Annotated in this window: 8 protein-coding genes; all 8 read left to right on the top strand. The window is 31.3% G+C overall.

The window, feature by feature from the left end; genetic code table 11:
• Positions 1 to 207: 207 nt before the first annotated feature.
• Positions 208 to 1,224: a DNA methyltransferase gene (locus QM536_08275; protein MDI9357000.1), complete on the top strand. Its 1,017-nt coding sequence runs from the start codon at positions 208 to 210 to the stop codon at positions 1,222 to 1,224.
• A 338-nt stretch (positions 1,225 to 1,562) separates the two neighbouring features.
• Positions 1,563 to 2,255, top strand: coding sequence for a DUF1003 domain-containing protein (locus QM536_08270; GenBank protein MDI9356999.1), 693 nt, complete (start codon positions 1,563 to 1,565; stop codon positions 2,253 to 2,255).
• The gene (locus tag QM536_08265) at positions 2,252 to 2,608 is read left to right on the top strand and encodes a hypothetical protein (protein ID MDI9356998.1); all 357 of its coding nucleotides are present in this window, start codon (positions 2,252 to 2,254) and stop codon (positions 2,606 to 2,608) included. Before QM536_08270 ends, QM536_08265 begins: the two co-directional genes overlap by 4 nt.
• Before the next feature lie 204 nt (positions 2,609 to 2,812).
• A complete protein-coding gene (locus tag QM536_08260) occupies positions 2,813 to 3,139 on the top strand; it encodes a nucleotide pyrophosphohydrolase (protein MDI9356997.1) in 327 nt (108 codons plus the stop codon).
• Positions 3,140 to 3,376: 237 nt separating this feature from the next.
• Complete coding sequence (locus QM536_08255; protein MDI9356996.1) at positions 3,377 to 5,791, top strand: SpoIIE family protein phosphatase; 2,415 nt, start codon at positions 3,377 to 3,379, stop codon at positions 5,789 to 5,791.
• A 12-nt stretch (positions 5,792 to 5,803) separates the two neighbouring features.
• Positions 5,804 to 7,045, top strand: coding sequence for a pitrilysin family protein (locus QM536_08250; GenBank protein ID MDI9356995.1), 1,242 nt, complete (start codon positions 5,804 to 5,806; stop codon positions 7,043 to 7,045).
• A gap of 57 nt (positions 7,046 to 7,102) precedes the next feature.
• A complete protein-coding gene (locus QM536_08245; protein ID MDI9356994.1) occupies positions 7,103 to 8,788 on the top strand; it encodes a sodium/sugar symporter in 1,686 nt (561 codons plus the stop codon).
• Positions 8,789 to 9,234: 446 nt separating this feature from the next.
• The coding region (locus QM536_08240; GenBank protein MDI9356993.1) for a hypothetical protein at positions 9,235 to 10,180 on the top strand (946 nt) is incomplete at its 3' end.

Raw genomic sequence — 10,180 nt, 5'->3', positions numbered from 1 at the left:
TTTTTTTGGTTTCCCATACTTTTTTAAATACGTAATAAAAAATATAAAACTTAAAAAACAATTTTTAGAACCCACCTTATGTTATTATTTTTATTTTTTTACCGGTATAAATATTATTAAGAGCGAAAAATAAAACACCCGACACTCAAAAACGCTTGAACGCAAATTCATAAAACATTGTGTGCAATAAAAAAACAACTTTATAACATGAAAGAAATAAAAAAAAAGACGAGAGCGAACAGAAACAGAACATTGACTGTTTCAGATGCCGAAAGAGAAAAATTCTCACAAAACCTCATGAGATTAGATGAAAAAAAGCATTTTATCTCCGATGAAATTGTAAATAAAACAATCCATGGACACTTATTTGCTTTGTTAGATAACTTCCCCAAAAACTTTGCAGACCTTATTATTATAGATCCTCCTTATAATCTCTACAAGGACTTCCATGGTTTCAAATTTAAACCATCGGACAATGATTCGTATCTCGAATATTTGAGATCATGGTTCCCAAAAGTAGTTAGTTTGTTGAAAGCGAATGGTTCACTTTATCTCTGTGGTGATTGGAAATGCACATCAGCATTGCAACAAGTGATGAATGAAAACATGATTATAATGAATAGAATAACATGGCAAAGAGAGAAGGGGAGAGGTGCGCTATCAAACTGGAAAAATGGAATGGAGGATATTTGGTTCGGTGTAAAAGATAAAAATGATTATTACTTTGATGTGGAATCTGTCAAAATGAAAAGAAAGGTTATTGCACCTTATAAAGTGGAGGGAAAACCAAAAGACTGGGAAAAAACCAAATATGGTAACTTCAGAGTAACGTATCCATCCAACTTTTGGGATGACATAAGTATACCTTATTGGTCAATGCATGAGAACACTGATCATCCCACCCAGAAACCCGAGAAGTTAATCGCTAAATTAATTTTAGCTTCATGCCCTGTCGGCGGAATTGTTTTAGATCCCTTCTTAGGATCAGGGACAACTTCAGTTGTTGCCAAAAAGTTGAATCGTAAATATGTGGGCGTGGAAATGAATGAAGAATATTGTATTTGGACTGAAAAACGACTAGAGAATGCTGAAAAAGATACATCAATACAAGGATATGTTGATGGCATTTTTTGGGAACGTAATACACTTAGTGTTCAACAAAAAGCAATCAAGCAGAAACAATCAGAATCTATCAACGGAAGAATCACCACCCTTTTAGATTAACATTATGAAAATACTTAATCAGTTCATTTATACTCTTTCCAAATTAATGGTGAGACAAAATTAATGGTAAGGAGAGTTTTAAAAAATAAAGTATAAAAAGTACAATAATTACAATTTATATAAAGTATAATAAATATTTATATTTAATTTAGATAATTTTTTTATCTACATTTTTTTATTTTCAAAATATATTTCTAATTTATATAATATGCTTGATATACTAAAAACTCATAGAATTACAGAGAGAAATGCTTATAACATATTACGACCCACTATTGCTTTTGGGGGGTATTGTACGAAATTGATGCTTTATCGGTTATTTTAAAAAGACACCCAAAATGAAAACGAGCCACATAAGTAAAAAGGAAATTCAAAAAGGTGAAGAAGTAAAAGGTAGGGATGTCAGGGAAGGTATTTTCAAATTAATCAAATCCGGATTTCCGGACTTTGATGAAGACGATTTTATAACAATTGCTGAACTAAATCAATACAGACGACTTTACTTAACATCATTAATTATGCAAGAGAAAAGAGAATTAGCAGTTATTGACAGAGATGTAATGGAATCCATTCAGAACAATTCAATTCTTTCCGAAAATATTCAAGACGAAATAGAAGATGAACTCACTTTCGGGCAAAGACTTGCCGACAAGGTTGCCGCATTCGGTGGTAGTTGGACTTTTATCATTACATTTTTCTCATTCATTTTACTTTGGATGTTAGTTAATATTTGTTTTTTAGCAACAAAGCCTTTCGATCCATTTCCTTTTATACTACTTAATCTCATTCTTTCTTGTTTGGCTGCCATTCAAGCCCCAATTATTATGATGAGCCAAAACAGACAAGAACAAAAAGACAGACAAAGGGGGGAACACGACTATAAAATTAATCTAAAAGCAGAGCTTGAAATAAAGCTGTTGAGTAAAAAAATTGATCACTTATTAGTTCATCAAAACAAAAAACTTTTAGAAATTCAAGAAGTTCAGACCGACTATCTCGAGGAACTAATGAAAGAATTGAGAAAGAAATGAAATTAGAAAACCGTAAGCAGAAAGTAACCCCATTACCCCATTTCTTATTTAGAATTGTGCGTTACGGACTTTTTGCTTTAAGCTTAATAGTATTTTCTGTTTTACTTGGGACGATTGGTTATCACTATTTTGGAAAAATATCTTGGCTTGACAGTTTCTATATGGCTTGTATGATTTTGACGGGTATGGGACCAGTTGTAGAAATGGATTCATCTTCAGCCAAAATATTTTCATCTATTTACGCTTTGTATAGCGGAGTTGCATTTTTGAGTATAACAGCAGTTTTCTTTGCACCTATAATTCATAGATTACTACACATTTTACACGTTGAACAAGACGATAATGAAAATTGACGGCAGAGAAGAAAACAACCGATGACACGAGTTTTCGTAGGAGAGCTGACAAAAAAATTTGAAGCTTTGTGGTTACGAAACTCTCCCGAAAGCAAAGTCCGAAACCGTTAGGAACTACTATAAAAAACACTTGTAAAAAAAATACTTTCTTTTTATAGCACTTCTTTATAAGAAAAAAAATTTTAAAAATCACGTTACATAAAAATGGATATAAGTATCAGAGAGGCACAAGAAAAAGTAGATGAATGGATACAGGTATATGGAAAGAAATACTTTAGTGAGTTGACCAATATGGCTCTTTTAACAGAAGAAGTGGGAGAACTTGCGAGAATTATATCGAGAAAATACGGGGAACAGACCTATAAAGAATCCGATTTAAACTCTACCCTTGAGGAAGAAATTGCAGATGTGCTTTGGGTTTTACTGTGTTTGGCAAACCAAACAAACATAGATATTACAGAGGCATTTCATAAAAACATTGAGAAAAAAATTAAAAGAGATGCTACCCGTTATGAAAATCAAGATAATTAAAGTATTTTTCATCATCAATAAACATTCTTTTAACAATAGAATAACTAAAAAAATTATAAAGCTTTGATTATCAAATGTGTTTTTTAAAACATGAAAATATGAGTATAAATAACCCCAAAAAAAATAATGAAAAATGTAATATATTTTACATCTTGCATAAATGAGTTTTCTTTACTTATTATTTATATTTACTTTCAATGTATGCTATTTATATTTTATTATTTAAATTGAAATATTATGTCTCTTCAACACGCTCCATATTCTTTTAGATTTCTAAAAATATGTATATTTTTTTTATTATTCTGTTTATCTTCTCATATATATGCTCAATCATTGAGTGATTTGTTTTATTTGCTAAACAACAGCAGTAACGATAAACAAAAAGCGAACTATTTTACTAAAATAGGAAATAGATATTCAGAAAATAAGTCCTATCTCAAAGCTATTGAATATTACGAAAAAGCAATAGAGATAGATCCTAATAATTATCAATTATATTCTGATATTTCTTTTGCTTACTATAAAGTAAATGATATAGATAAATCCTTGTATTATCAAAAAACACTAGTAGATAGCTTAAAAAAGAATAATATTCCATATGTAAAAGGTCTTAAAATACTTGCAGAACTATACGAAATAAAAAAAGATTATAAGCAATCCCTTATTACAGAAAAAGAGTTATTGGACTTATATATATCTAAAAATGATTTTTTGAGTGTTATAGTTACCTATAACAATATCAGTTATATATATAGGCAGCTCGATCAAATTACAGAATCCGAAAGCGCTCTCAATAAATCTAAAGAATACGCTGCAAAAATAACCCCTTCCATTAAAAAAAATACCAATATAGATTTAGAAACAGAATATGAAGTAGAACTTTTAATAAATCAAGCCACAAATGAAATGAAAAAGAGAGAGTTCGAAAATGCAAGAAATCTCTACATTCAAGCAATAAACAAATCAACTAACTTAGAAGATAAAACTACACTCGGTAGATTGTATAATTTTATTTCAATAAATCTATACCTGAGCGACAATAATGCCTCCGCAATAGAATATGCAGAAAAAGCAATAACCATAGGTGAAATCTTAAAGAATTATCATATTATATCAGCAGCATGTGAACTTATAGCAAAAATAAATGCCGACGAAGGAAATTTCCAAACATCACAAGAATATACCAATAGAAAAAACGATGCAGACAATAAAATTATCAGTAAAGAACAAGAAGAAAAACAAGCAATTATAAATAAGCAATTAGAAACAGATAAAGAAGAAAAAATAGCAAGAGATGAAGTAATAGAAAAAGAAAGAGCACAAGCCTCTCTACGAGAACTCCAACTGCAAAAAGAAAAAGATGCTCAAGAATTAAAAATTAAAAATAGCCAAATAGAACTTCTTAGAAAAAACCAAGAACTTCAAAATGCAAGCTATAAAAATGCAGAATTAGAAAGACAAAAAGCACTTAGCGACTTAGACGTTCTGAAACACCAACAAGAATTAGAAGCATCAAAAGCAGAAACAGAAAGGCAAGAACTTTTAGCAGAAAAAAGAAAAAATGAAATAACCCAACAGCAGGAACTTTTGAAAAAATCTAAAGAAAATGAACTCTTAAATTCCGAAAAATTAAAAGCACAAGAATCTATAACTATGGCTATAGTAGGAATAGTTGTACTTGTCTTGATTATACTCGTGTATGTCACCGTCACCTTAAATCAGAGAACAAAAACAAATAAACTGTTGAGCGAACAAAAAAACGAAATAGAAAATAAAAACGATAAACTTATAGAATCCGAACTTATATTAAAAAATAACTACCAAACTCTCCAAGAAAAAAATAATATATTAGAAGAACAAAAAAAAGAAATACAAAAATTAAATGAGAATGTATTGAGTAGTATCACCTACGCAAAACGTATTCAAACCGCCATTTTTAATGAACTAAACCTCTTTGAAAGCTTCTGTAAAGAATACTTTATATTTTTAAATCCTAAAGACATTGTAAGTGGTGATTTCTATTGGACGGGAAGAAAAAATGATACCTTTATAGTAATTTGTGCTGATTGCACAGGGCATGGGGTTCCTGGAGCAATTATGAGTATGATAGGTATAAATATTCTCAATAGAATTGTTTATTCCGAAGGCATTACATCGCCCGATCTTATACTCAATGAACTCAGAAAAGAACTTATGGATAAATTAAATATAGGTGAATCTGATGTTCAAGATGGAATGGATATTAGTGTTCTTGGTATAACACAAAGTATTGCAAAAGATGAAAAAGTAATTGAATTCGCAGGTGCTATAAACTCTATGGTATATGTAGAAGACGGCGAATTTTATGAAATAAACGGAGATAAAATGCCCATAGTAGGCGTAGGAGAATCTTTTAAAACACACTATTATAAAAAACATATACAAAATGTTATTGGAGATGTGGTTATTTATATGTATACTGACGGTTATAAAGACCAATTCGGGGGACCAAACCTTAAAAAATACAATACCAAACGGTTAAAAGATTTTTTAAATACTATAAAAAATGAACCTTTTAATCAGCAAATTGAAGAAGTCCGAAAAGATTTTAATGATTGGAAAAATAATAATGAACAAACTGACGATGTTTTATTAGTCGGATTCAAAATATAAAAACATATACACATGACACATTATGAGAAGTTTTCCCTTACCAATGGTTTAGAAGTGCTTATTATCCCCGACGAAACCTCACATCTCACGGTGGTAAATATACTTTATAAAGTAGGATCTCGAAACGAATCCGAAACAAAAACAGGGTTTGCACATCTTTTTGAACACCTTATGTTTGGAGGAAGTAAAAACATAAAAAACTTTGATACAGAACTACAAAAAGTAGGTGGCAAAAACAATGCCTTTACCAGCACCGATATTACAAATTATTACACCATAGTGCCTGCTGCTAATATAGAAACTGCCTTTTGGTTAGAATCAGATAGAATGTTAGAACTTGATTTTAACGATGAGGTATTAGAAGTTCAAAAAAAAGTGGTCATAGAAGAATTTAAACAACGATACATAAATCAACCATACGGAGATGTATGGCTCAAACTCAGAGAACTTGCTTACAAAGTTCATCCATACAAATGGGCAACCATAGGAAAAAAAATAGAGCATATTGAAGAAGCATCTATCCAAGACGTAAAAGAGTTTTTTTTCAACTATTACAGCCCTAACAATGCCATACTGACCATAGCAGGAAACGTAAATCCATTACAAATAGAAAAACTCTTACAAAAATGGTTTGAACCAATCCCCTCAAGAACAGTTCCATCACAAAATATCCCCATAGAACCAATACAAATGCAGGAACAGAGAGATGAAACCCACTCTCCCGTTCCTGCAAATGCTTTTTATAAGGTATATAAAATGTGCAACCGAACTCACCACCAATACAATACCACAGATATTTTATCAGATATATTGGGAACAGAAAATACCAGCACTTTTCATAATACACTCGTAAAAAAACAACAAATATTTAATACATTGAACTGCTATATTACAGGATCTATAGACCCAGGCCTTTTGGTCATAGAAGGAAAATTAAATCAAAATAAAACATTCCACGAAGCAGATTCATCAGTAAATGATATGATAGAACAGATTAAAAATAACACCATTATAACAGAAAAAGACCTTCAAAAATCTATCAATAAATATGAAACCTCGCATCTATTTGCTGAGATAGATATACTACACAGAGCAATGAACCTCGCTTTCTGTTCCTTTATAGATACTCCGGAGTTAGTAAATACAGAATTAGAAAAAGTAAAAAATATAACAAAAGAAGATATTATACAAGTATCTCAATCTATACTGAACAAAGAAAACTCATCTACCCTTTATTATAAAATAGCAAAGTAAAAAAAAGTTTCTCTATCAACAATGAATCATTTTAATTTATTAATATAACTTACAACTATGGATTTTTCAATATTAGATATTTTTATTTTTGTAACCTATTGCGTAGTAATAGTAGGAATAGGTTTGTGGGTTTCTCGGAGTAAAGACGGAGCAAAAAAAAATACAGAAGATTATTTTTTAGCAAGTAAAAGCTTGCCTTGGTGGGCAATAGGTTCTTCCCTTATAGCAGCAAATATCTCGGCAGAGCAGTATATTGGTATGTCAGGTTCGGGCTTTGCTATTGGTCTTGCAATTGCTTCATACGAGTGGATGGCAGCACTCACTCTTTTGGTAGTAGGTAAATTTTTTCTGCCTATTTTTATAGAAAAAAACATATATACTATTCCCGAATTTGTGGAAAAGAGATATAGCACTACTCTCAAAACGATACTTGCTGTTTTTTGGATTTGTTTATTTGTTTTTGTGAACCTTACCTCAGTTATGTTTTTAGGCGCAAAGGCAATAGACACCATTATAGGAACGGGTAGTGGAGAATATTTGATGATAAGTGTTATAGGCTTAGGATTATTTGCCTGTTTATACTCCCTTTGGGGAGGACTTTCTGCGGTTGCTTGGACGGATGTAGTTCAGGTAGTGCTTCTTATTTTTGGAGGATTAGTTACTACGTATTTAGGGCTACAAGCCATCTCTCCAACGGGAGATATTTTTGGAGGATTTATCTATCTCTTAGAAAAAGTTCCTCAAAAGTTTTCTATGATTATTGATAGGGGAGAGGTAATAACTCCTGATGGCAAAGATGCTTGGTGGGATTTGCCCGGCTTGGCAGTGATTATTGGAGGAATGTGGGTGGCAAATACTTATTATTGGGGATTTAATCAATATATTATCCAAAGAACATTAGCCGCAAAGAGTTTGAATGAAGCACAAAAAGGAATTGCTTTTGCAGCCTTCATAAAACTTTTTATGCCACTCATTGTAGTATTACCAGGTATTATTGCTTTTGCTATGCACACAGATGCCAATGGAAACCTTATTACTAATGCTCTTGATCCCAGTTTTCTCAGAGCAGATGGTTCTATTATTAATGATAATGCGGCTCCTTGGTTAATTAAAAAATATGTTCCCGTAGGATTAAAAGGATTAGTATTAGCAGCCCTTGCGGCGGCTATTGTTTCTTCACTTGCTTCTATGTTGAATTCTATTGCTACTATCTTTACTATGGATATTTATAAGCCCTATTTGAATCCCAAAGCTTCCGAATCACATAGCGTAAACGTAGGCAGAGTCAGCATTTTGGTATCCCTCGCTATTGCAACACTTTTAGCACCACTTCTGAGTAATTTAGGACAAGTATTTTTGTTTATACAAGAATATACAGGAATTGTCAGTCCTGGTATATTAGCAGTATTTTTAATGGGGCTATTTTCTAAAAAAGCTACGAACAAAGGTGCTTTATGGGGAGGAATATTATCTATTCCTATAGCTTTTTATTTTAAAGTAGGGCAGAACGGATGGATAGATTCTTCTTTTTTCATCAATACTCCATTTATGAATCAGATGCTCATCACAAGTATTTTGACCATGCTTATTATTGCTTTGGTAAGCTATATAGACAGGTGGGGACAGGATGATCCAAAGGGAATCCCTCTCACAAAAAAATATTTTGAAACATCACCTACATTTAATATAGCCGCTACTTTCATTATATGTGTTACCATTCTTTTATACGCAATATTTTGGTAAGATATCCATAAACAAAAATATATAAACACATTTGAAAACCTTCTTTTCTCTGTTTTTCAAGTGTGCTTGTTCTTTTCTTAAACATATAATAAAAAACAACGCTCTTAATAGCATTGAGACGGGTGAAAAAATAAAATAATAACATAATATTGAGTCCACTCCGAAAAGTCGTTTTTACAGAAATATTGAATTTGAAAACTATTGGTAATCAAACGGTTACAAAAGTATACATGTATAAAAAGTGCTTTTTCGGAGTGGACTCATATTTATTTTGATTATTTTCTATTTATGTTCAAACTTTTTTTAATGGAAACTTGTAAAAATCATACAAATACATATATTCAAATCAATTGAAATGGTAACAATATATTTGTATAATACCAAGGAACTAAAGTTTTTCATTTTTGACTATTAAAAATATTCATTCTTTAAATACTCTTAATACTATGAACAAAAAATCAGTAATAATTCCTAATCCTATCTATGATGTGTCGTTTCGTTATCTGATGGCAGACAATGAATCCGCAAAACTCATCATCTCTACCCTTTTAGGAAAAAATATTATACAGTTAACTCGCAAGAATCATTCCCTTCCATATATAAAACATCGAATGGAAAAAGACAGTGAAGCAGGAGTAAAAATGATGCACTTAGATTTTAGTGCTACTATTCAAACCGATGATGGCGAACAAGCAGTCATTATAGAAATGCAAAAGTCCGAATGGACAGGTGGCGATGTATTTCGTTTCAAACGGTATATACAAGAAAATTTTAGCCAAAAGAAAACCTCCCAAGTTATTGATACAGAAACAGGAGAAGTGTCTTTTATCTATGAACCAATAATACTCATACCCATTTTTATACTGGATTTTTGCATTGAAAAAGAAATACACGACCCTATTATCAGGACAAATAGAAAAAATATTGGCTTTTTTACAGAAAAAGAATTGAAAGAATCTAATTTTTTTATAGATAATCTGTCATACAATATGGTAACCGTGCAAATTCCCAATATCAATAAAATACCCAAATCAATGTATGCAGCAAATCCACAAAAAGAAATGGTTTACCATCTTTTAGAAATCTTTAACCAAAAGAATATACTCAATGGAGATAAAAGATCACTCCAATTAGATGAATATGATGTGTTTTTTGAACGTGTTGTCAAACGTCTTCTTTCTGCAAGAGAAGAATATCCTGAACTTGCCATAGAAATGGAAGAAGAAGAAAATTATCTTAACGATATAAAAATTGCCACTATCCAAGCTTCAAACGCAAGATTCGAAGCAAAAGAACTCAGAAAAAATCTTGCTCAAGCAGAACAAGAAAAAGCAAAAGCAGAACAAGAAAAAACAGAACAACAAAACAGAGCCGAAAGAGCAGAACAAGAAA

This window comes from Chitinophagaceae bacterium, assembly GCA_030053935.1.
In the GTDB taxonomy this organism is placed as follows: domain Bacteria; phylum Bacteroidota; class Bacteroidia; order Cytophagales; family JASGCU01; genus JASGCU01.
The sequence above is the reverse complement of the archived record's forward strand: the minus strand, read 5'-3'. Positions and strand labels throughout refer to the sequence as shown.